This is a genomic window from Rhizobium croatiense, from assembly GCF_019793465.1.
Classification (GTDB): domain Bacteria; phylum Pseudomonadota; class Alphaproteobacteria; order Rhizobiales; family Rhizobiaceae; genus Rhizobium; species Rhizobium croatiense.
Genome location: NZ_JAILYJ010000019.1, coordinates 26,816 through 48,907, shown reverse-complemented (window position 1 = coordinate 48,907; position 22,092 = coordinate 26,816). Strand labels below are relative to the sequence as shown.

The 22,092-nt window shown below is 58.0% G+C and carries 22 protein-coding genes; 9 read left to right on the top strand and 13 right to left on the bottom strand.

Going from position 1 to position 22,092, the window contains the following annotated elements; all coding sequences use genetic code 11:
* Positions 1-9: 9 nt before the first annotated feature.
* The 9 genes from K6M89_RS25770 to K6M89_RS25730 all read right to left on the bottom strand — a co-directional run bounded on the left by K6M89_RS25770 (position 10) and on the right by K6M89_RS25730 (position 8,382).
* On the bottom strand, positions 10-1,005 hold the full coding sequence (locus K6M89_RS25770) for a cyclodeaminase (RefSeq protein WP_222141463.1): 996 nt from the start codon (positions 1,003-1,005) through the stop codon (positions 10-12).
* Positions 1,005-1,988 (bottom strand): hydroxyectoine utilization dehydratase EutB, encoded by a 984-nt coding sequence (eutB, locus tag K6M89_RS25765; RefSeq protein ID WP_222141462.1) that lies wholly within the window; start codon positions 1,986-1,988, stop codon positions 1,005-1,007. Before eutB ends, K6M89_RS25770 begins: the two co-directional genes overlap by 1 nt.
* A gap of 141 nt (positions 1,989-2,129) precedes the next feature.
* Complete coding sequence (locus K6M89_RS25760) at positions 2,130-3,449, bottom strand: NAD(P)/FAD-dependent oxidoreductase (protein WP_222141461.1); 1,320 nt, start codon at positions 3,447-3,449, stop codon at positions 2,130-2,132.
* 42 nt (positions 3,450-3,491) lie between these two features.
* Entirely contained in the window at positions 3,492-3,845 is a 354-nt protein-coding gene (locus tag K6M89_RS25755; protein WP_222141460.1) for a cupin domain-containing protein, read from the bottom strand.
* Between the two features lie 23 nt (positions 3,846-3,868).
* Entirely contained in the window at positions 3,869-4,549 is a 681-nt protein-coding gene (locus tag K6M89_RS25750) for an ABC transporter permease (RefSeq protein ID WP_183919693.1), read from the bottom strand.
* 1 nt (position 4,550) lies between these two features.
* Positions 4,551-5,264, bottom strand: a complete 714-nt coding sequence (locus K6M89_RS25745; protein WP_183919694.1) for an ABC transporter permease subunit — start codon at positions 5,262-5,264, stop codon at positions 4,551-4,553.
* A gap of 60 nt (positions 5,265-5,324) precedes the next feature.
* Positions 5,325-6,143: a transporter substrate-binding domain-containing protein gene (locus K6M89_RS25740; RefSeq protein ID WP_222141459.1), complete on the bottom strand. Its 819-nt coding sequence runs from the start codon at positions 6,141-6,143 to the stop codon at positions 5,325-5,327.
* Between the two features lie 32 nt (positions 6,144-6,175).
* A complete protein-coding gene (locus K6M89_RS25735) occupies positions 6,176-6,952 on the bottom strand; it encodes an amino acid ABC transporter ATP-binding protein (RefSeq protein WP_183919753.1) in 777 nt (258 codons plus the stop codon).
* A gap of 29 nt (positions 6,953-6,981) precedes the next feature.
* Positions 6,982-8,382: an aspartate aminotransferase family protein gene (locus K6M89_RS25730; RefSeq protein WP_222141458.1), complete on the bottom strand. Its 1,401-nt coding sequence runs from the start codon at positions 8,380-8,382 to the stop codon at positions 6,982-6,984.
* A gap of 170 nt (positions 8,383-8,552) precedes the next feature.
* On the opposite strand from K6M89_RS25730, the gene K6M89_RS25725 reads away from it, so the two are divergent.
* The 7 genes from K6M89_RS25725 to K6M89_RS25695 all read left to right on the top strand — a co-directional run bounded on the left by K6M89_RS25725 (position 8,553) and on the right by K6M89_RS25695 (position 15,370).
* Positions 8,553-9,029, top strand: a complete 477-nt coding sequence (locus K6M89_RS25725; protein ID WP_183919702.1) for an Lrp/AsnC family transcriptional regulator — start codon at positions 8,553-8,555, stop codon at positions 9,027-9,029.
* Positions 9,030-9,280: 251 nt separating this feature from the next.
* Complete coding sequence (locus K6M89_RS25720) at positions 9,281-10,342, top strand: homoserine dehydrogenase (RefSeq protein ID WP_183919704.1); 1,062 nt, start codon at positions 9,281-9,283, stop codon at positions 10,340-10,342.
* Positions 10,342-11,754: an aldehyde dehydrogenase family protein gene (locus K6M89_RS25715; RefSeq protein ID WP_183919705.1), complete on the top strand. Its 1,413-nt coding sequence runs from the start codon at positions 10,342-10,344 to the stop codon at positions 11,752-11,754. The genes K6M89_RS25720 and K6M89_RS25715 overlap by 1 nt, the downstream gene beginning before the upstream one ends.
* Before the next feature lie 50 nt (positions 11,755-11,804).
* Positions 11,805-12,683, top strand: a complete 879-nt coding sequence (dapA, locus tag K6M89_RS25710) for a 4-hydroxy-tetrahydrodipicolinate synthase (protein ID WP_183919708.1) — start codon at positions 11,805-11,807, stop codon at positions 12,681-12,683.
* Positions 12,684-12,694: 11 nt separating this feature from the next.
* Positions 12,695-14,092, top strand: a complete 1,398-nt coding sequence (locus tag K6M89_RS25705) for an aspartate ammonia-lyase (protein ID WP_222141457.1) — start codon at positions 12,695-12,697, stop codon at positions 14,090-14,092.
* Between the two features lie 29 nt (positions 14,093-14,121).
* Positions 14,122-14,907, top strand: a complete 786-nt coding sequence (locus K6M89_RS25700; protein ID WP_222141456.1) for a homoserine kinase — start codon at positions 14,122-14,124, stop codon at positions 14,905-14,907.
* A gap of 19 nt (positions 14,908-14,926) precedes the next feature.
* Positions 14,927-15,370 (top strand): Lrp/AsnC family transcriptional regulator, encoded by a 444-nt coding sequence (locus K6M89_RS25695; RefSeq protein ID WP_097584347.1) that lies wholly within the window; start codon positions 14,927-14,929, stop codon positions 15,368-15,370.
* Between the two features lie 389 nt (positions 15,371-15,759).
* Here K6M89_RS25695 and K6M89_RS25690 read toward each other — a convergent pair whose 3' ends face one another.
* From K6M89_RS25690 to argE, 3 genes are read right to left on the bottom strand one after another with little or no spacing between them, the layout of a single operon-like run.
* The gene (locus K6M89_RS25690) at positions 15,760-16,113 is read right to left on the bottom strand and encodes a cupin domain-containing protein (RefSeq protein ID WP_222141455.1); all 354 of its coding nucleotides are present in this window, start codon (positions 16,111-16,113) and stop codon (positions 15,760-15,762) included.
* Positions 16,114-16,142: 29 nt separating this feature from the next.
* Positions 16,143-17,066, bottom strand: coding sequence for a 2-hydroxyacid dehydrogenase (locus K6M89_RS25685; RefSeq protein WP_222141454.1), 924 nt, complete (start codon positions 17,064-17,066; stop codon positions 16,143-16,145).
* 11 nt (positions 17,067-17,077) lie between these two features.
* A complete protein-coding gene (gene argE, locus K6M89_RS25680) occupies positions 17,078-18,202 on the bottom strand; it encodes an acetylornithine deacetylase (protein WP_222141453.1) in 1,125 nt (374 codons plus the stop codon).
* A gap of 173 nt (positions 18,203-18,375) precedes the next feature.
* On the opposite strand from argE, the gene K6M89_RS25675 reads away from it, so the two are divergent.
* Positions 18,376-19,305 (top strand): LysR family transcriptional regulator, encoded by a 930-nt coding sequence (locus tag K6M89_RS25675; protein ID WP_222141452.1) that lies wholly within the window; start codon positions 18,376-18,378, stop codon positions 19,303-19,305.
* Here K6M89_RS25675 and K6M89_RS25670 read toward each other — a convergent pair.
* Positions 19,299-20,726, bottom strand: coding sequence for an aldehyde dehydrogenase family protein (locus K6M89_RS25670; protein ID WP_222141451.1), 1,428 nt, complete (start codon positions 20,724-20,726; stop codon positions 19,299-19,301). The genes K6M89_RS25675 and K6M89_RS25670 overlap by 7 nt on opposite strands.
* A gap of 761 nt (positions 20,727-21,487) precedes the next feature.
* On the opposite strand from K6M89_RS25670, the gene K6M89_RS25665 reads away from it, so the two are divergent.
* Positions 21,488-22,087, top strand: coding sequence for an ester cyclase (locus K6M89_RS25665; protein ID WP_222141450.1), 600 nt, complete (start codon positions 21,488-21,490; stop codon positions 22,085-22,087).
* Positions 22,088-22,092 lie beyond the last annotated feature (5 nt).

The window sequence follows — 22,092 nt, the reverse complement described above, 5'->3', positions numbered from 1 at the left end:
CGACGAATGTCAACTTTCAAAGAACGTGCCGGCACTTCGTTCTTCGGCGCGCGCAAACGCCAGCGTGGCAATAGCGGTATCCTGAACACCGGTGCCCGTAAGATCGGCTATGGTGATGTCCGAGGCACTTCTGCGGCCCGGTCTGGCGCCTGCAACGATCTGACCTAGTTCCGGAAAATCAGCATCGCTTGCGACGAGACCTGCGTCGATGGCATGGCGCAATTCACCCAGTCTTCGCGTTTGTTTGAGGCTGTCAGCCGCGTAAACATCTGCCGCTTTGATAGCAATGGGGTCAATCTCGTTCTTATGTTCTGCGTCCGAACCCATGGCGGTCAGGTGCTGTCCGGGTTCGAGCCACGAGGCATCGACAATCGGTCGGTCGGCAGGTGTCGTCGTGACGACGATCTGTGACCCGGCGATCGCGCTTCGCGGATCCTCAAATGCGGAAATGGAAAGATTTTGTCTTGCTCCGAGCTGCTCAACAAGCGCTTGCGCCCGTCGATAATCACGCGCCCAAACGCGGATCTCTCGAATAGGTCTCACCAGCATGAGGGCCTCGAGTTGCAGCCTGGCCTGAACGCCCGCTCCGAAGACCGTTGCAATCGACGCGTACTTCCGAGCCAGATGGTTTGCCGCGACAGCGCCAGCGGCCGCTGTGCGAACGTCGGTGAGGTAGCCATTGTCCAGCAAGAGCGCCTGCCTTAAGCCCGTTTTGCTCGACAGCAAGACCATCAGACCGTTGGTGCTCGGAAGTCCGATCTTCGGATTATCAAAGAAACCAGGGCTGACCTTGACGGCAAAGCTGCTCAAACCATGAATATAAGCCGTCTTCACATCGACTTCGCCTCTGCTGTCGGGCACGTCGAGGCGCAAAATCGGCGGCATCTGAACCGCGTTTTCCACGGCTAGTGCGCGGAAAGCGTTTTCAACGCAAGTCACCGCATCCATGTCGAGCGGAACGATGGTTCGAAGCTCTGACTCGGTCAATATTCTTATTTTCGGCATCAGCTTCCCTCACCAATTGTGTCGTGGCCGTTGGCCACCTTCATGTGCAACGCCATGTCGATGTTCCCACCTGAAAGAATGGCAACGATCGGACCTTCAACCTGCGCCAGTTTACCTGAGAGCAGCGCAGCAATGCCGACTGCCCCAGCACCCTCGATTATCTCATGCTCATACGCATAGGTGTGACGTATGCCGGCGGCTATCTCGCGCTCGCCGACGAGCACCACGTCGTCGAGAAGGGTTTTGCACATCCGGTACGTCCAGGCATTGGCCAATCCGATGCCGCCTCCGAGCGAGTCGGCGAAACTTCGATGCTCTTCGACCTGGATCGGGTGCCCCGCGTCGATGCTAGCCTTCATCGCCGCTCCCCTTTCCATAGTTATACCGATTACCTTGGCATCCGGGCGCACCGCCTTGACCGCCGACGCGACACCTGCTGCCAAACCGCCGCCGGACAGGGGAACGAGAACCGCGGCGACGTCAGGCATCGCCTCGACGATTTCAAGTCCGACGGTGCCCTGGCCGGCGATGATCCAGGGGTGATCAAAGGGCGGGATCATGCTGAGGCGCTCCTCCGCGACAAGACGATCAACCTCGACCTGCGCTTCATCTTGGGATGACCCGACGATCCGCACGCGAGCGCCGAGCCGGCGGATTTCGGACACCTTGTTTTCCGGCACGAGGTGCGACATGCAAATGGTCGCTCGGGAACCAATCGCGCCGGCGGCATAGGAGAGCGCGCGTCCGTGATTGCCAGTGGAAGCCGCAACGACGCCTCTATCCCGCTCGGATTGGGTGAGCTGCAACACGGCATTGGTGGCTCCACGAAGCTTGAAGCTTCCGGTCAACTGGCGATGCTCCAGCTTTAGGCTGACTTGCGTCCCGGCCAGTTCGGACAGTGTCGCCGACATGACGACAGGCGTGATGCGGATGTGCTTGCTGATGCGCTCGCGCGCCTGCTCAATCGTTTCCAGACTAATCATGTCTGTTCACCTTAGCTCCGGCCTTTGCCAGTTGTTGCCTGCTGAGCGTAGCGCCAACGCAGGGACTTGATTGCAAGCGGACGGCAAGAACCTTTTTCGGCGCCATGGCGGACTTGCACAAATGAGTATGACATCTGAACCTCAGCCCTTAAGGCGTCTGAGGAGCATCTTCCTGTCGTGCCGCGCATACATCGAGTAAACGATAGGAATGAACCAGGGTTTGCCGTTGAAGAATGGGACGGCCCTCGGAGCGGCATCGAAATCGAACGCAGAGCGCGATTGATCCCCGTCACCGAGGATCTTGAACGCCGCCTTCTTGCCCAGCCATCTTGCCCACACGACACCGGAGCCGCAATAGCCGGTCGCATAGACTGTATTTCCGCGGGTGAACATGCGCGGGATCATGTCGCGGTTCATGGCGACATAGCCGAACCAGCTGTGTGTAAGACCTATTCCTGCGAGTTCGGGAAAGAGCCGAGCAAGTTCGCTTTGCAGATGTGCAATCGGAGCAGCGGAGTCCCCTTCAGTCGTCCCGTCGCGCCCGCCGAACAAGATCCGAGATCCATCGTGCGACGGCCGATAATAATAGCTGAGCTTACGCAGGTCGCCATACATCATGCGTGGCGGCATCAGCCGATCCATCACCTCTCTGTCGAGCGGCTCAGTCGCAATTATTCTGCTACGGACAGGAACAAGCCGGCGACGCAGCCACGGGTCGAAACCGTCGGTGTAGCCATCAGTGCAGACAAGAAGCTTTCTGGCGAAAACCTCTCCGCGCTGCGTTTGAATTCGCACGCCTCCGGCCTCGCTAGTCGATCCAAGGACTGCGGTATTTTCATGTATGACCGCCGTCGATGAACTTGCCAGATCGATCATGGCCGCAAGAAGCTTGGCCGGCTGCAGCCCACCGATGTCCTTGCGCACAAGGCCTCCGACATAAAGGTCAGTTCCGATGAACTTCGGAACATCGGCCCTTTTCACCGGATATGCCTCGATGCCGAGATTCCGATTCAGAAAGTCTGCCTGACGACGGAGTTCGTCGGCTTGGTCAGCCGTCATGGCCCCGTTGAAGGCGCCAGACAGTGAGAAGTCACATTCGATATTCTCGTCTCTGATGAAGCGCCAGAGATCCTCTCGCGCCGCCTTACCTTCCAGGAGAATGGCTTGTGCCCTCTCCTGCCCGAACCGCCTGACCAGATCCTTTCGCCCCGGACGGATGCTTCCGCTGGCCATGCCCCCATTACGGCCCGATGCCGCAAGGCCAAGGGCCTGACGGTCGAACAGCTGGACATGCTTGCCCGCACGGGCAAGTTCGAGCGCTGCCGACAAACCCGTATACCCTCCCCCAACGACCGCCACGTCGCATGTCTTCTCGACGTTCCGCGCTGGCAGGGAAGGAAATGTGCTGTCCTCCCACCAGTAGGGCGTGGATTTAAGGGAATGCGCTTGAGCCTGGGCCATGAGAGCTAAGTTCCGGAAAGATGATTTCAATCGATTATTGGCTTAGTCTCGGCAGACCCAAAGCTTTCGCGTCGTTTCGATCACCCTCCAGGTTCCGACGAAACCCGGATGCATGGCGAAAGCGTCGCCGGCAACGATGCGTCGCGGCTCACAGCCATCCTCAACCAATTCGGACACACCCGACAGAATGACACAGAATTCGAAAGTTTCGCCCTTGATCGAGCGGTAGGCGCCGGGCGTCGCTTCCCAGACGCCGGAGCGAACGACGCCGTCGGCGGTCTGCGCGATGTCCCAGGAGAGAAACTGCGGATTTCCCTCGACCAGCCTTTCAGGCGCGGGCTGGCCCTTACGCGGTTCAGGCAGATTGTTGTAATCGACGAAAGTGAGTTTGGACATTGGAAGACCTTTCTTGAATCTGTTTATCGGGCAAACGACAGGCGCCGTTCGAGGAGTTTCAAACCCGTCAAGACGACGACGTTTATCGTGAGATAGAACGCTGCGGTGACGATGAAGATGTCCATGATCGCGAACGTCTCGCTCATGAGCCGCTTCGCATATCCGGTTATTTCCAGAACGGTAATCGTTGACGCGAGGCTGGATTCCTTCACGATGATCGCCGCCTCGCTGCTGTAAGCGGGAAGCGCCTGGCGCAGGGCAAGCGGAAACCTCACCCTCCTGAAGACATGCCACGGGTGCATGCCACAGGCTTCTGCCGCTTCGATAAGTCCTTTCGGCAGGGAGAGGAAAGCCGTGCGGAAAATCTCCGCCGTGTAGGCACCGGTGTTGAGCACCACGGCAAGGATTGCAGCGTTCAGCCCATCTGCGATCATCCACCATAGACTGGGGGTCTGACGAATAAAACTCACCTGGGCCAAGCCGTAATAGATGACGAAGACCTGCACCAGCATAGGCGTGCCGCGGAAGATCGCGCAGTAGGCATCGCATACGCGGCGCAATACCCGGCTTCTCGAGCAGCGCGCGAGCCCGACGGCGACACCAAAGGGAAGCCCGATACCAACGCCAAATAAGGCGATCAGCAACGTCGTCTTGGCACCTATGACAAGGAACGGAACGGCATATGCAATTATTCCAAGATCCATGTCATCTTCCTTGGAAGCCGCGGTCGAGCGCACGTTCTGCGCTGGAAAACGCGGTTTGACTGACTGCGGTCATGCAGAAGAAGAGCGCCGCAGCGATGCAGTAGAAAAGCAACGGGGATCGCGTGATTCCTGCACCGATGGCAGCCGTCCTCATCAATTCCTGTAAGCCGACGACCGAGACGAGCGAAGTATCCTTGATCGTCATCTGCCAGACGTTGTTGATCCCGCCAAGCGCCAGCCGCAGTGCCAGTGGGAACGTGATGCGCATAAACGTTACACCTCTTGGCAAGGCGAGCGACTGAGCGGCTTCCAGCAGACCGTACGGCACCGCCTGAAGCGCACCCCGGATGACTTCTATCGAATAGGCGCACGAGATGACGGCAATCGCGATCACCCCGACGACGTAGGGGTATGCGTCATCAGCCGACTCCTGGTAGCCGAACGCAGCCGTAATCGCCTTCACCCACTCGATCGACCCGAAAAACAGGAGATAGATGACCAGCAAGCCCGGAACGCCACGAACAAGAATGCTGTACCCGTCGACAAGTTGCGAGACGAACACGACCTTCCGCCAGCGCATGATGGCCAAGGGGGTTGCAACGAGAAAGCCGAGTGCCATTCCGATCAAACCGATCACGATCGTGACGAAACTTCCTTTCAGCAGAGCCAGCGCCCAACTCTGCTCCACCATCAACACCCAAAGGTCACCCAACATGGACACAATCCCCGTGACCTGCCCTGGGTCGTGCCAAGGCAGGCTTCATGTTCGAAACGATCACTTCTTGCAGGGAATCGTGTAGTCGTCCTGGAACCAATGCATCGAGGCTTCCCTGACCTTGCCATCGTTGATCATCTTGCAGAGGGCGGCATCGACCTTGGTCTTGAGTTCGGTATTGCCCTTGCGCATGCCGACTCCCATGCCATGGCCAAGAACCTCTGGGTCATCCATGGCCATGATCTTCAGGTCAATCCTGGTGAAGTTGGCTCCGTCAGGCGTTGCGAAAAAATCCATCCATGTCGGCGAATCCGCGAAGGCGACGTCGATACGGCCGCTCGCGAGATCGGCGGTCAGCTGCGTGACGGCGTCGTATGTCTTAAGATCGGCGCCGTGCATCCGCTTCTCCATGAACCTGGCGTAGGTCGTCCCGGTGACGACGCCGACACTCTTGCCGTGGAGGGCCTTTTCGATTTCGGCGAGGCTCTTGAGGCCTGCAAGCGGGGAGTCCTTTGCGACAGCGAAATAGAGGGGTGTTGTCGCATATGGGATGGAGTAGTCGATCTTCTTCTGACGTTCGGCGGTGATACCAAGGCCGGAAATGATGACGTCAAAGCGATCCTTATCCATGGATGGCACCAGTGAGCTGAATGTCTGCACGACGAATTCACACTTCAGTTTCAGCTCGGCGCAGATGCCGTTGGCGATATCGGCGTCGAACCCGGTTACCTTGCCGCTCGGATCGGCCATGCTGAACTTCGGCGCATCGCCCTCCGTCCCGATTCGCAGAACGCCGTCCTTTGCCGACGCGCCCGTCGCCAGTGCGCAGACGAGCAGGCTGGTTGCGAATGCTGACTTGATGAGATTGCTGTTGATCATGATTGTTACCCCTTTTGGTTTTCGTTGCGCTTTCAGGCGTTGGCCGCCATCACTGTCGAAAGAAACCGCTTCACCCCTTCCGTTGCGGGATTTCGAAACAGTTCCTTCGGCTCGTCATCCTGCTCAAGGCGGCCGTTTTGCAGGAATATCATCCGGTTCGACACATCGCGTGCGAACCGCATTTCATGCGTGACGAGGAGGATCGTAGCCCCCGCTTCCGCCAGCGCCCTTATGACTTTCAGCACTTCACCGACGAGCTCGGGGTCCAGTGCGGATGTCGGCTCGTCACACAGCATGAGTTTTGGCTTCATTGCCAGAACACGCGCGATTGCTACACGTTGTTGCTGCCCGCCCGAAAGCTGTTGCGGGTAGCGGTCACGGAAACTCGCCATGCCGACTTTCGACAAGGCCGAGAGCGCAACCTCTTCGGCGTCTTTCTTCCCGAGTTTCAGCACCCAAACGAGTGCCTCGGTCACGTTGGACAGGACGCTCAGGTGAGGCCAGAGATTGAAGTTCTGGAACACCATGCCAATCTGTCTGCGAAGGTTCCTGATATCGCGGGCGTTGATGATCTGGCTTCGCCCGCTCTCGTCATTGACGACGGAGACGGACTGGCCCATGCACTCGAGCCGACCTGATGTCGGCGTCTCCAGAAAATTGATACAGCGAAGTGCGGTACTTTTTCCACATCCGGACGAGCCGATCAGAGAAATGACCTCACCTTCTCTCATATCGAAGCTGATACCATCCAGCACCTTCGTCGATCCAAACGTCTTTGTGAGTTCGTGAACCTTTAGAATTGCGTTCATGCGCAAAGCCTCAGACGATTGCCCATTCGTTATCCCGCCACCAGCCCTTGGGAGTCCAGCTCCCGCAGCACCTCGTCAACGGCAGCCCTGGCGATCGCAACCATTTCGTCGATTTCCGCTTCCGTCATCACAAGTGGCGGTGCAAAGCCCAGAATGTCTCCATGCGGCATTGCGCGGGCAATGAGGTTGCGATTTCGAGCGGCTTGGGAGATGCGCGCGCCGACCTTCAGGCCCGGATCGAACGAAGCTCGGGTATCGCGATCGGAAACGAACTCGATGGCTGCAAGCATGCCGACACCACGAACTTCCCCGACGATCGGGTTCTGCTCGAACTCTGCCTTCAGCCGTTGCATAAGATAGGCGCCTCTAATAGCGGACTGGCCGGCCAGGTTTTCGCGCTCGACGATATCAAGGACTGCGTTCGCGGCCGCGGCGCCGATCGGATGACCGGAATAGGTGTAGCCGTGTGAGAAGGAGCCCACACGCGAGGTCGCCTCCTCCATGACCTCGTAGACTTTCTGCGAAACTATCGCCGCCGACATCGGCACATAGGCTGACGTTAAACCCTTGGCGACGGTGATCAGATCGGGATTCATACCGTAGAGATCCGAACCGAACATCGCACCGGTGCGGCCAAACCCACAGACCACCTCGTCGGCAATCAGCAGTATGTCGTACTTCTTCAGCACAGCTTGGATTTTCGGCCAGTATCCTGCCGGCGGCGGTGTAATGCCTCCCGTTCCAAGGACCGGCTCCGCGATGAAGGCGCCGACAGTGTCGGGCCCTTCGGCGAGAATAAGCGCTTCCAGTTCATCAGCGCGACGCTGTGAAAAGGCCTCTTCGGTCTCGCCAGGCACGGCGCCGCGATAGAAGTGCGGAACGCCGGTACGCAGAATCCCCGAAACCGGGAGATCCATATGATCGTGGTAAAAGCTCAAGCCTGTCATGGAACCGGAAACCACAGAACATCCATGATAGCCACGCTCACGCGAGATGATCTTCTTCTTGTGCGCTTTCCCGCGTAGATTATTGTAATACCAGACGATTTTCGCCTGCGTCTCATTCGCGTCCGACCCGGACAGTCCGTAGAAGACCTTCGACATCTTGCCTGGCGCCATTCGGACCAGGCGATCCGAAAGTCGTGCGAGTTCCTCAGTCGTGTGTGCTGCGTAGGAATGATAATAGGCAAGCTTGTACGCCTGCCGAGCGATCGCTTCGGCGACTTCGGTGCGGCCGTAGCCGACATTCACGCAATAGAGGCCCGCAAACCCGTCCAAATATTCTCGGCCGGATGCATCGCGGATGCGAACGCCTTTTCCAGTCTCGACGATGGTAGGATCGGTCTCCCCGGCAGCGTAATTCTTAAGGTAGGTAAACGGATGCAGAACGGTCCTGCGGTCCATATCAGCAATTTCAGTAATATTGATCATTTTCGGTCCTCATGCAGCGAGGTCATCGTCGGGCTGGACTTTTCTGCCACCTCTGTCTTGTCCGTGAAGCGTAGAAGCATCGAGGCGATCAAATCCGGCGTTGATGTTGCAACAGCGAGGAAATCCTGCTTTTGATGCCTCCCAAACGAGGAATTCCTGCGGAGATTTCAATGCAGCTCGATCGCCTAGACGCCCGTCTTCTTAGCATCGTGCAGACTCATAACAGACACAGCAGCGAGGAGCTCGGTACGATGGTCGGTCTTTCGGCCACTGCGGTGCAGCGCCGCCTCAAGCGGCTTCGTGACGCGGGAGTGATTGAGGCTGAGGTTGCGGTTGTGAAGCCCAAATCTGTCGGCCGGCCGATCGCAATGCTTGTACTGGTCACGCTCGAGCGCGAAAGAGCGGACATCGTTGACCGGTTCAAGCAATCGATACGGCAGACGCCGGAAGTGATGAACGGCTACTATGTAACGGGCGATGCGGATTTCGTCCTGATTGTCACTGCCGAGAGCATGGAGGACTACGAGGTCTTCACCCGCAAGTTCTTTTATGAAAATCCCGACATCAAGGGCTTCAAAACAATGGTGGTCATGGACCGCGTCAAGACAGGCTTTTCAGTTCCGATCGACTTTGATCACTTCTCCTGAGATTGCTGCCGACAGCCGCTGGAGCCGCGTCGTCTTTGCGGAAAAATAGACACTTCGACGTATTGCATGAGCAAGTCGGCTTTCCTCGCCCGAGCCATTTGTCGTTGCGAGTGCGGGAGCCGAACCGGGATACGGGCAAACGGTCAGCGTTATGAGCAAAATGCACGGCAGATTGGTCCGTTTGTGCCGTTCCGACTGAGCGATTCGCATCTGATGATGTGCGCACAAATCGCTTCATCGGAGGAAACCGCATGAAAATCTACAATATTGCTCTAATCGGATTTGGTGGCGTCAACCGTGCTTTGGCCGAGCTCATCGCGAGGAAGAGCCCACTTTGGGAACGGGACCTTGGTTTCCGCCTGAACATCGTTGCGGTCAGCGATCTCCATCTGGGCTCCGTCATTTCGCCCAACGGTCTGGATGCCAAGACCCTCGTGGAGGCGAATTTCGCGAAGGGCGGTTTCGGTCGGCTCTCCGGCGGCAGCGGCGAGGCTGACAACGAAGCCATCATCAAGACGGCGCCTGCCGACATCGTTGTGGAGGCGACATATACGAACCCGGCGGACGGCGAGCCGGCGGTTTCACACTGCCGCTGGGCTCTCAACTCGAGCAAGCACGTCGTCACCACCAACAAGGGGCCTGTTGCAATCGCTGCTCGGGAACTGAAGGCTCTTGCCAAGGCGAACAACGTTCACTTCGAATATGAGGGCTCTGTCATGAGCGGCACGCCCGTCATAAGAATGGCAGAGAAGACCCTTGCCGGCGCAGAGGTGAAAGGGTTCGAAGGGATCCTCAACGGCACGTCGAACTTCGTCCTCTGCCGCATGGAGGAGGGTCTGGACTTCGCCAGTGCTGTCGCGGAAGCGCAGGCGCTGGGCTATGCAGAGGCCGATCCGACTGCCGATGTCGAGGGTTTCGACGTTCGCCTGAAAGTCGTGATCTTGGCGAATGAGCTGCTGGGCGCAAATCTCAAGCCGGAGGATGTCTCCTGCAACGGCATCTCCAAGCTTTCTCCCTCCGACATTCAAGCAGCTGCCAAGGCAGGGAGTCGTTGGAAACTGGTCGGGTCAGCAGTTCGCAATGCCGACGGCACGATAACCGGCAGTGTCGCGCCCAAACAGCTTGCCCTCGAACATCCGCTCGCCGGCGTCAACGGCGCTACCAACGCAGTATCGTTGAACACAGAGCTTCTCGGTCCCGTCACCGTGAGCGGCCCGGGCGCCGGTCGAGTCGAAACCGCCTACGCACTGCTGTCCGACATCGTGGCTATACACAATGCGCAGTCGGCAAATTTCGCCAAGGAGGCAGCGTGATGCCCGGTCTCGCCTTGAAACCCGCCTCTTCCAACGAGATCATCGTCACTAATCCGTTCGACGGCAGTTTTGTCGGCGCTATCCGAGAGACCGGTGCCGAGGCTGTGGACCTGTTGCTCGAACGCGCCAGGCGCGGCGCGCAGAGTGCCCGGTCGCTCCCCCGCCACCAGCGCTCTGCAATTCTCGAAAGGGCAGCAGCCACTATCGGAGAACGCTTGGAGGAGTTTGCGCTCCTGATCGTACGAGAGGCGGGGAAGACAATTGCCCAGGCCCGCAAGGAGGCGACACGTTGTGTCAACACACTGAAACTCTCTGGCGAAGAAGCCAAGCGCAATGCTGGCGAAGTCATTCCGTTTGATGCCTATGCGGGCTCTGAATCTCGTCAGGGCTGGTACACACGGGAGCCGCTAGGAATCATCGCGGCAATCACGCCCTACAACGACCCGCTCAATCTCGTGGCCCACAAGCTTGGCCCTGCCATTGCCGGCGCAAACGCTGTACTGCTGAAGCCATCGGAGCTTACGCCTCTATCGGCGATCAAGCTGGTGGAGGTCTTGATCGAAAGCGGCTTGCCCGAAGAGATCATCACGGTCGCTGTCGGCGGCGCCGACCTGGGCAAGGCACTTGTTTCGGCCAAAGAGGTTCGCATGATCTCCTTTACAGGGGGATTCGTCACGGGCGAGGCCATTGCAAGATCTGCGGGCATCAAGAAGCTCGCAATGGATCTCGGTGGCAATGCGCCGGTTATCGTGATGGAAAATAGCGATGTTCAGGCCGCCGTGGAAGATTGCGTGTCAGGCGCCTTCTGGGCGGCTGGCCAGAATTGCATCGGAACGCAGCGGATTCTGGTACAGCGCTCGGTCTATGAACGCTTCAAGACCGAGTTCGTGGCCCGAACCGTCCTGATGAAGACCGGCGATCCGATGAATTCTGAGACCGATATGGGCCCCATGATCTCCGAAAGCGCGGTGAACCGCGCCGCCGCCATGGTGGAACGAGCAATCGCTGCCGGCGCGACGCTGCTCTGCGGTCACAAGCCGGCCGGCACACTCTACCCCCCGACCGTCCTGGAAAACGTGCCGGCCACGTGCGACGTACTGAACGAGGAAGTCTTCGCCCCGGTGGTCATGCTGCAGCCGTTCGATGAACTTGAAGAGGCAATAGAGTTGGCCAACAAGCCGGAATACAGCCTCCATGCCGGGATCTTTACCAACGATCTTGCCAATGCCCTCCAGGCCGCCAAGCGGATCGATGCCGGCGGCGTCATGATCAACCAGTCGTCCGACTATCGGTTCGACGCAATGCCATTTGGCGGATTCAAATATGGCAGCATGGGACGCGAAGGCGTTCGCTTTGCTTATGAGGACATGACCCAGCCGAAGGTCGTCTGCATCACGTCACTGCAGCACTGATCGCCGGCGCCGGCGCCAGTTTGAATCCATCGTCGTTTTTGGAAGTCAAGATGTTCAAAGGATCCATCACTGCCCTTGTCACCCCTTTTGCCGATGGGGAAGTCGATGAGATAGCCCTCCGCAACCTCATTGAATGGCAGATCGCCGAAGGCACGTCAGGGCTTGTCCCCTGTGGAACAACGGGGGAAAGCCCGACCCTCAGCCATGCCGAACATATGCGAGTCGTGGAACTCGCGATCGCGGCAGCGAATGGTCGGGTTCCGGTCATTGCCGGCGCCGGGTCCAACAGCACCGAGGAAGCGATCAGCTTCGTGCGGCACGCACAGGAGGCCGGCGCGGACGGTTTGCTGATCGTTGCGCCCTACTACAATAAACCCACCCAAGAGGGAATCTATCAGCACTTCAAGGCCATCGACGCTGAAGCTACGGTTCCGATCATTGTCTACAATATCCCTGGTCGGAGCGTAATCGATATTGAAGTCGAAACACTTGCCCGTATTTTCAGGGATTGTCCGAACGTCAAGGGTGTCAAGGACGCGACAGGCAATCTCTTGCGACCGTCGCTGGAGCGTATGGCCTGCGGCAATGAGTTCAATCTCCTCACTGGCGAAGACGGCACGGCGCTGGGTTACATGGCCCATGGCGGTCACGGTTGCATCTCGGTGACCGCGAACGTTGCTCCCCGGCTGTGTGCAGACTTCCAGCGGGCATGCTTGAAAGGCGACTTCGCGGCGGCACTGGCTCTTCAAGATCGACTGATGCCCTTGCATCGCGCGCTATTTCTCGAGACCAGCCCGGCTGGCGTGAAATTCGCGCTGACGCAACTCTCGAAGATCCGCGGTGACCTGCGCCTTCCTCTCGTGGAGGTGAGCCATCCTGTTAAAGAGGTTATCACTCATGTCATGCGCCACGCCGGGATTCTGGACTAGGGGAGCGGCGAATGGAAATTGAACGCATAGAGACCGATTTGATCGGCCCCCTCCCTATCCCCGGTGACGTTCTCTACGGTATCCATACGCGTCGAGCCGAGCTCAACTTCACCGTTTCAGGCCTTCGCCTGAAAGACTTCCCTGAACTCGTTCAATCTATGGCTATGGTGAAGAAAGCAGCCGCGTGCGCAAACGCTGAGCTTGGCCTGCTGTCAGCGGAAAAGGCGTCAGCGATCTCAGAGGCTTGCGATGAGCTCATCGCGTTGAAATGCATTGATGAGAATTTCCCGGTCGATATGATGCAGGGTGGCGCCGGAACATCCACCAACATGAACGTGAACGAGGTTGTCGCGAACCTGGCGCTCTTGAAGCTCGGTGCGAAGGTCGGCGACTATGACAAGCTTCATCCGAATGATGACGTGAACCTGTCGCAATCGACAAACGATGTCTATCCGACCGCACTGCGTCTGACCATTCTTCGTGCTTGCGAAGGGCTGATCGAGTCCCAGGTCGGGCTACGCGATGCATTCCGCGCCAAGGCACGTGAATATGCGACTGCGCTGAAGGTCGGTCGCACTCAGTTGCAGGACGCCGTCCCAATGACAGCCGGGCAGGAATTTGATGCGTTCGCCGAGCTGATCGACGAAGATATCAACCAACTGCAATCCGCTTCCAGGCTGTTGAAAGAGGTTAATATCGGCGGATCGGCGATCGGAACTTCGATCAACGTCCCCCGCGGCTTTCCAGCCGCGGCTTGCATCCACCTCACACAGATTTCTGGTATCCAGCTCATCCGAGCTCGAAATCTGATTGAGGCCACCTCCGACACCGGTGGTTTCGTGTCCATCTCCAGCGTCCTTAAGCGGATTGCTGTGAAGCTGACAAAGGTCTGCAATGATCTGCGGCTCTTGAGCAGTGGCCCGAGGAGCGGCCTGGGGGAAATCCGACTTCCGCCCGTCCAGGCCGGTTCCTCGATCATGCCCGGCAAAGTCAACGCCGTCATTCCAGAGATGATGAACCAAATCGCATTTCAGGTTATCGGCAATGATCTCACGGTCACTCTGGCGGCAAGTGCGGGGCAGTTGCAACTCAATGCGATGGAGCCCGTGATCATCCTCAACATCCTACAGTCCATGCGGATGTTGACGCGGGGTATGGACATTTTCGAGCAGCGGTGCGTCGCCGGCATTGAAGTTGATGTCGACCGTTGTAAGGACCTCCTCGATCAGTCTCTTGTCCTTGCGACACCGTTGGCGATGCTTGTCGGCTACAGTAAGGCAGCGCAACTTTCCAAGAAAGCCCTGACCGAAAAGCGGGGGCTGCGCCAGGTCGTGGAAGAGGAAGGGATCTTAGCCTCCAGTCAGGTTGAAGAGCTTTTCGAAGGTAGCGCGGCCTTCGCAAATTTCTGATGGGTTCATCGTCTGCACAAGGGTGGGAAATGGCTGTTTTTACCGAGATTTCTGACGAAGATCGCCAACTCATTACCGCGGCTTATGGTTTTACGTCGCTTCTGTCGGTGATTGGCATTGCGGACGGTGACTCCGAGACGACCTATCTGTTTCGGACGAGGGAAGGCGAATTCATCGTTACCCTTTTCGAGAACGAAGCCCAACCTTCAGATCTGGAAAGGGCCTTCGAAACCATGGAGGCGCTTTATCGTCATGGCGTCCCCTGCCCGAAGCCGCTCCGCACTGTCGATGGCCACGCCACGTCTCGGGCCGCAGGTCGATTGGTTGCCATCGTCAGCTTCGTACCCGGCGCCTCACCCACATTTGCAAACCCGGCAAAATGCCTCAGCCTGGGACGCGTGATGGCTGAAATGCACACTGTCTTGGAACGAAAAGCGAAGTGGAAATCGACGGATCTTCCCACTGGCGCAATTCATGGCGCATTGGTCCAGGAGAACGTCTTTTTCCTCGGAGAAGAAGTCAGCGGGGTAATCAACTTCAGGCTTCGGCACGAGGATGCGCTCGTGTCGGAGCTTGCTGATGCGCTTGTCGATTGGGCGGGCGAAATCAACGGAGATCTGAACAAGGAGCGGGCGCGGGCGCTGTTGCAGGGTTATCAGGGAGTCCGCGTCCTGACAGATGCGGAAAAGAAGGCGCTGCCAGGGTTCATAATGGCTTCGACATCGAAGCGATTTGCGAGCCGAAAGGAAAGAATATTACTACCGGAAATCGCCGTGTTAGCTTATCGGTCCGTAACCCCCGACATTTTTGGTTAAGCGACCCGACTCAATCTCCATGAAATATCTTCTCGATCGAACTGACGAACAGATACTTGCCGAATTGAAGGCCAACGCCCGTATCTCGCACGCGGATTTATCGGCGAAGGTGAACCTTTCTCGCAACGCCGTGCGGGTGCGAATCGAACGTCTGGAACGAGAAGGTTTCATCAAGGGATATACAATCCTCACCGCGGATGGAGGGAATAGCCAAAACGTCACAACCGCACTGATTTTCGTCTATCGGCACGATCGCATGCGGGGCGGCGAAGTCATTCAGGCGCTACGGAAGATCCCAGAAGTCGTTGCTTGCGACGTTATGACCGGCGATTTCGATCTCCTCGTGCGGGTCGAGTCCCCTGAGGCCGACCGCATCCGCCAAATTTGGCAATTAATTGCCGAGATGCCCGGCGTGCGCGATACACTGACTGCGTTCGCCCTCTCCTCCGTAATCCGAAGATAATCCGGTGTAGATCGGTTAAAATGGGCAAGTGTCCGCCCAACAACAGTCCCGGGTCCGAACTCAAATGGCGGACCATGCCACTCCTTGACGCCCAAAATTGCGCCACCATCGCTGCATGCGAGCGAACTATGATCGTTCCAGCGACCAGGCCGATTCGAGCTGTTGTTCACATATGGGGCTTCGAATGAAGAGGCTCCCGGACTGGCGCACAGCCTCTCATCGGCAAGCGGACTAACCCTTGCCGATCATATGTTGAAGCCCACGTCTTCTGCGCCGAGTTCGCGTCGGGCTCTCACATCGGCGGAGAGCAATGCTTCTCCGCCGATTTACGGTTCGTTGTTGGCTAGGCCGATCGGTCGCAACGCGCGGACCGGAGGCGGCGGAGCTGGTTAGTTGACAGTGACGTAGATCTTTCGGACCGTCTCCACGGTGCGCCATGTGCCGATGAATCCCGGTTTCATCACGAAACTATCGCCTGCTTTGTAGGTCACCGGTTCACCGCCGTCCGGGGTGATTTCCACGACGCCTTGAAGGATGTGACAGAATTCGAATGTCTCTCCCTTGACGGAGTGCGTCAGCCCCGGTGTCGCTTCCCAGACGCCGGTGTGAATCATGTCGTCTCGCGCAACGTCTTGGGGCCAGCTCTTGAAAGAAGGATCGCCGGAGATGAAGCGTTCCGGCCCCGGCTTGGACTCGCGAGGCGCTTCGGTGCTGTTGGGTACTATGGTCTTGAGGAGGGACATGTTTTCTCCTTGCTCTCCTGGTTGTAGCTTCAATAACCGCGGTCGCGATCGACGAGCCCGATCGGGTCAAGACCGTCGCGAAGCCGTTTGATGTTGTCGATGACGGCGCCGGCCGCCGTCTTTGCTTGCGTGACGCTTGCGATGTGCGGCGTAAGGATGATCTTCGGATGCCTCCAGAAACCATGTTCTGAAGGCAAGGGCTCAGGTTCAGTGACATCGATGACCGCACCTGACAGTTGTCCATCATCGAGAGCCGCAATGAGAGCGTCATGATCGAGTTGCGCGCCGCGCCCGACGTGGACGAGTGCCGCGCCCGCTGGGAGGGCCGCGAAGACCCCAGCGTCGAGTAGTCTTTGCGTCTCTTGGGTCAGCGGCAGGAGACAGACCAGGATGTCGGTGCGGGCAAGGAACGGCATGAGCCCGTCCGGGCCGTGATAGCAATCAACACTATCCACTTGTCGTTTTGAGCGGCTCCATGCGGCAAGCGGAAAGCCGAAGGGTTTCAGTCGCTCAATAACGGCTTGGGCGAGCATGCCAAGGCCAAGGATGCCGATCCGCTGCTCGCCAGCTTGCCGCACAGGAAGCGGGAGCCAGGCGGCATCAGCCTGCTGTTCGATATAGACCTTCAACTTTCGGTGCAGGGCGAGCACGGCGAGCGTGACATATTCTTGCATCATCCGCACGATACCGTCCTCGACCATGCGGACGAGTATGACGTCTGGCGGAAGCGATTCTGGCTTGAATTGATCGACACCGGCACCGATCGAGAAGACGACCTTCAGGTTCCTGAAACGATGAAGATCAGGCGGCGCAGTCCAAGTCAGGATGTAAAGGATCTCGTCCGGATCGTGTTCTGAAATGTCCATCACGAGAGGTAGATCGGGCAACTCACGGGCAAAAGACTCTGCGAAAACCCGGCCCCTCTCTCGATCCGAATTGAACCAGAAAACCATGGGGCGCCCTCTCAGTGCCGTAGCGTTTTGGCTAGCCGCAGGATCATTTGCTCGCAAGCAGCGAGTTCATCGAGGCGGATGAATTCGTCGGCGCGATGGGCGCGGGAGATGTCCCCGGGGCCGCAGATGATCGCATCGATGCCAGCGGCCTGATAGAGTCCGGCCTCGGTGCCGTAGCTGACGGCAGCCAATGTCGGCGCTCCGGTTAGTTCCTCTAACAGTCGGGCGAGCGGTGCGTCGGCATCAAGCGAAAGCGCCGGATAGGTGCTGCTGATTTCCCACGCGGTGCGGAAACCTTCATTCTCGAGGGCCTCGGCAGTTGTCTTGATGGGTTCCAGAAGAACCGCTGGCGATACGCCAGGCACGGCGCGGGCTTCCAGTTCCAGGGTGCAAAGATCCGGGATGATGTTGACGCTGCGTCCGCCCGTGATCGTCCCGATCTGCAGGGTGGAATAAGGCGGCTCAAAGTTCGGGTCTAAGGCACTGTTTCGCAGGGCATCGACAGTCTTCAGCGTCGCGTCCATCACCGCAGTCATGGCGTGAATGGCGTTCAGGCCTTTGTCAGGGCGCGATGAATGGCCGGTCGTGCCATGGATCTCGATGCGGGCGGCGGCCTTTCCCTTGTGGCCGCGGATCGCCACCATGCTGCTCGGTTCGCCAATAATTGCTCCCAAGGGCGGCGCGCACAGGTTTTCGAGCCGCTGTAACATGTGCGGTACACCGCGGCAGCCCGCTTCCTCGTCATACGAGAAGGCGAAGTGGATCGGGCGGCTTAATTGCATCTTCGCCATAGCGGGAAGCCCGGCAAGCGCGGCGGCAAGAAAGCCCTTCATGTCGGACGCCCCCCTGCCGAAAAGCCGATCGCCCACCGCGCGCAGGCGGAAGGGATCCGATGTCCATGTCGGTTCGGATGCCGAAACGACATCCATATGGCCCGAAAGAATGTAGCCGCGCTCGTCTTTCGGGCCGATGGTGGCGAATAGGTTCGCCCGATCGCCTTCGGGGCCGGGCAAAACAGTCACTGTGGCGCCATTACTTTCGAGATAGCCTCTCACCCATCCCACGATTTCGCCGTTAGGAGTCCCGACGACAGATGGAAAGGCGACAAGGTGGTCGAGTAGCTCTTTAGCATTCATTGCAGGTTCTCCATCATGTCTAGGGGCACACCGCGGCCCCGTGTGCACTGACCACATGGTGGGCTCCGTCTGGGCTAGAAATTAATCCGATTTCCAACCAGAAGCTTACCTTGTCGCCAAACCCTAAAGATGGCAATTAACACTCAGTGAATTAGCGCTTCAGGTGCAGATTAATGCTCACGTCGGACGATCTTGCTTTCTTCTCGGTTCTCACGGGGTCGAAGTCTCTCGCGGAAAGCGCGCGAAAGCTGAACGTGACGCCTCCGGCAGTGACCCAGCGCCTGCGTGCGCTTGAAGAGAAGGTCGGGGTAAGGCTGATCGACCGGTCCGGACGCCATCTGCGCCTTACCGAGGAGGGCTCACTGGTCGCTTCTCACAGCGTGATTGTCAGCGATGCCATAGATTCCCTTGCCGAAGCCTTGGCTGACCGGAAGGGTGCGGTTCGGGGGCACCTTAGGGTCGCAGCGCCTCACGGATTTGGAAGGAGCTATGTGGCCCCGGTCGTGGAGGCGTTTGCTCGAGAGCATCACAACGCCGCTGCGACCCTGCAATTGTCCGACCATCCCACAGCGCTGATCGTCGACAGTTATGAGGTGGTTGTTCACATTGGGGCATCCGCGCATCTGGACCAGGTGGTGACGACACTGGCGCCGAACCATCGAATTCTTTGCGCAAGTCCAGAATACCTTGCTTCGGCTGCGCCCATTTCTACGCCCGCCGATCTGGCGCGACATCGCTGTCTCGTCGTTCGCGAGAACGAGGAGGATGTCACGCTCTGGCGGTTTAAGGGATCACGGCAGGAAAGTGCGACAGTGCGCGTTAATCCCGTAATGTCGAGCAACGATGGTGCCGTCATTCGGGATTGGGCGCTGGCTGGTCAGGGCATCATGATGCGCTCCGAATGGGCCGTTGCAGAAGACCTCGCCGGGGGACGTCTGAAGCAGGTGCTTCCCGACTGGAAGCTTCCGTCGGCCGATATCGTCGCCATCCTCGGATCGCGGCACGGCCGAAGTGCGCGTACTGCCGCTTTCCTGACGATGCTTCGTCAGTCTCTGAAACCGCTTCCCTGGCGGGTCGACCCGGCGGTGCCGCCACGTCAATAACCGAGGATGGACTTCGTCTCAAGATATTCTTCGAGCCCGTATACGCCATACTCACGGCCGTTACCGGACCGCTTGTAGCCACCGAACGCAGCCGCTCCATCCCAGGCGGGATAGTTGATATGAACCTGGCCGGCACGAATGCGCAGCGCCACCCGCCGCGCCCGCTCCGGATCTGAAGACTGGACATGGGCACCCAATCCATAGACGGTGTCGTTGGCAATACTGATTGCCTCTTCCTCGTCCTTGTAGGGCATAATCGAAAGTACGGGACCGAAAATCTCCTCACGAGCAATGCGCATGTCGGATGTCACCCGAGAAAAAATCGTCGGCTGTGTGAAAAAGCCCCTATCGAGCCCGGCCGGCCGGCTCAAGCCGCCGCATAGCAGCTTCGCTCCATCATCGATGCCGGCCTGGATCATCACCTGCACGCGCTCGAACTGAGCACGGTTGGCAATCGGGCCCATGTCGGTCGCCGGATCAAGCGGGGCGCCGACGCGGATGGCACTCGCAGTAGCGCTTGCCAACTCCTCGACTTCCTCGAGCCGATCTGCGGGCACGAGCATGCGCGTCGGCGCACTGCACGACTGGCCCACATTGCGCATGCCGGCGAGCACGCCCTTCGCGACCGCCTCGCGGAAGTCGGCATCGTCGAGCAAAATGTTTGGCGACTTGCCGCCGAGCTCCTGAACCACGCGCTTCACGGTCGGTGCGGCAGCCTGCGCGACGAGTACCCCTGCGCGGGTGGAACCGGTGATCGAGATCATATCAACGTCAGGATGGCTGGCGAGTGCTGCTCCGACGGCTTCGCCAGTGCCGTTGACAAGATTAAACACGCCTGGCGGAACGCCGGCGTCATGCATCAACTGGGCGAAGAGCAGAGCGCTATAAGGGGACAGTTCGCTAGGCTTGAGCACGACGGTGCAGCCTGCCGCGATAGCGGGAGCGACTTTGGCGGTGATCTGGTAAAGTGGCCAGTTCCAGGGGGTGATTAGCGCACAAACTCCGATCGCCTCTTTGGCGGTCGCGCGGTGCTCATCGACTGTCAGAAACCGGTACTTCTCCAGAACCTCCATCTGGACGCGGATGTGCTCGGCAGCGAAAGGAACCTGAGAAGCCCGCGCGAACGAAATCGCTGCTCCCATCTCATTGACGAGGGTTTCCGCAAACGAATCCGCTCTTTCCAGGAGGAGCGAATGCATCCTGCTAAGCAGAGCGAGTCTTTCTGACACAGATGATTGAGAAAATGCAGGGAAGGCCTTGCGTGCCGCGGCAACTGCTTGGTCGACATGATGAGCATCGCCCGCAGCAATATATCCCACGATTTCTTCCGAGGCCGGATCCACGACGGGCAAATGAACTGTTTCGGCGAATTCTTGCCATTCTCCGCCAATATAGAATTGGATTTCCCGTGGGCTCACCATAATTCGACCTCGCCTCGTTGCATCTCGCCAAACCGGTTTCGTCTGAAGATGATCGGAACGTCAGTAAGATTGCAATTTATGTCACCTGAATGGTCGCTTAAGGTGGATGTTAACAAAACAAATGCCGTCAGCGCTGCGTTGTTTGCCTCGCACCTTGAGCATGCGCGTATTGCCGTTTCGAGTAATACCGCTGTGATAGAGATGGCTACAATGCGCCAATTGCGGACATTTCTTAAAACATGACTATTCCCACCATGACAAAGGGCACACTACGATTCTTCTTTGATTTTGGGGCTGGCGGCTGTTTGTGGGCGGGTGATGATGCTACCCAATCCGAATTGGGCGTCGGACCGCTTGATGCGACCGTGTATGACCTTCAAGGGGATGTCGCACTTCCCCCCGGCTTTTATTGCCAAGCAACGTTCACTCGCTCATCAACCGTCTTGATCAAGAATATCTTAGCTACCTCAACCCATTGTATCCACCTGATCCAAGTCTCTGGACGCAAGCGAGGTGCGACCGCTTCAATAGCGATGTGGACCAGCTTCTGCTTTTGCTTCAGGTCGAGTTGGGTACCAACTTCGTGATACGACCCCCTGAAGCCCGGAGGGACGTCGGACCATGCAAAAATGTTTGTCGGGTTCCACGAGCATCGCGTCGTTGGCGCCGGACACAACGTGCCACAGGAGCAACCCGAGGAGTTCGCGCGCGCTATCCTCAGGGTCCAAGAGCAGATCAACTGAAGCCCAAGGATGAACGAGATGACTTCCCCACTTTCGGAGTTGTATCAAGAATACATTGATTGCCTGAACACCCGGGACTGGGACAATCTGGCAAACTACGTCAGTACCGAGGTCGCCTACAATGGGGAGATCGTCGGACTTGATGCGTATCGACAGGCGCGGGAGAAAGAGGCTCGTGAGATCCCAGACTTGTACTACAAAATCGACATCCTGGTCTGCGACGACAATACGGTGGCGAGCCGCCTCGAATTTGACATCAGCCCAACCGGCGAGTTTCTCGGCCTTCCAGTCAACGGCCACCGCGTGTCGTTCTGCGAAAACGTCTTTTACCAATATAAGGGCGGCAAGATTGTCCGGGTATGGTCGGTGCTCGACAAGCCGCGATCGAGGCTCAGCTTTTCTCCCAGTAAACCGGACAGACCGACCACGCTTTTCCTGGACGGTCCTCTTGGCATCACGAGCCAAAGTTCACATCGCGAGTTCCTTGGTGGTCGACGACCGGCGCTTCACAATCAACGTTTTCGGCCCTGTGAAATCCTTGAATCGATGCTCTCGGTTTGCGTCTTCCCGCATGGCCATGGACCAAGCACGCATTGCTGGGCGCCAGTCCAACGGTAAATGCT